We start from the raw sequence: 590 nt of genomic DNA, 5'->3' as shown, positions 1-590 counted from the left end.
GTGATTGATGAAATCACTAAAAAGAAAAATTCTAAAGAAAATTCCGATACTAAAGTGAAACACCGTTATTTTGAAGGTTTTAACGGATTCAGTTTGGAAACTGAGTTTCAGAATATGAAAGAAATCGAGTCTATTCCAGGTGTTATGAATGTACATATTGCTAGAACATTCCATGAAACAATGGCAGCTAGTAAAGAATTGGTACAGGCTCAGAAAGTTTGGGAACAATATGGCTATAAAGGTGAAGGATTAGTTGTCGCGGTCGTAGATTCCGGGATTGATCATTCGCACAAAGATATGAAATTATCTGATGATGCAAAATCGAAAGAAAAATGGACTCAAGATAAAATGGATCAAAAAATGGCAGAAACAAACGTAAACGAAATTTGGTATTCCGATAAAGTCCCGACAGGTTATGATTGGGCAGACAATGATACAAATGTCATCCCTGGATTAAATGGTAGTCCACATGGAACACACGTTGCTGGAACAGTTGGAGCTAACGGGGACGAAGCAACTGGCGGGGTCGCTGGTATTGCGCCAGGTGTTCAACTATTAGCTGAGAAGGTATTTTCTGATAATGGCGGTGG

General features: G+C 39.0%; 1 protein-coding gene. It reads left to right on the top strand.

Going from position 1 to position 590, the window contains the following annotated elements:
* Window positions 1-590: S8 family serine peptidase (locus tag AC1DOS_RS20480; RefSeq protein WP_477538954.1), on the top strand; the 590-nt coding region annotated here is incomplete at both ends.

It is taken from the genome of Paenisporosarcina sp. P5_A11 (assembly GCF_056400705.1).
This window is presented reverse-complemented; position numbering and strand designations above follow the sequence as displayed.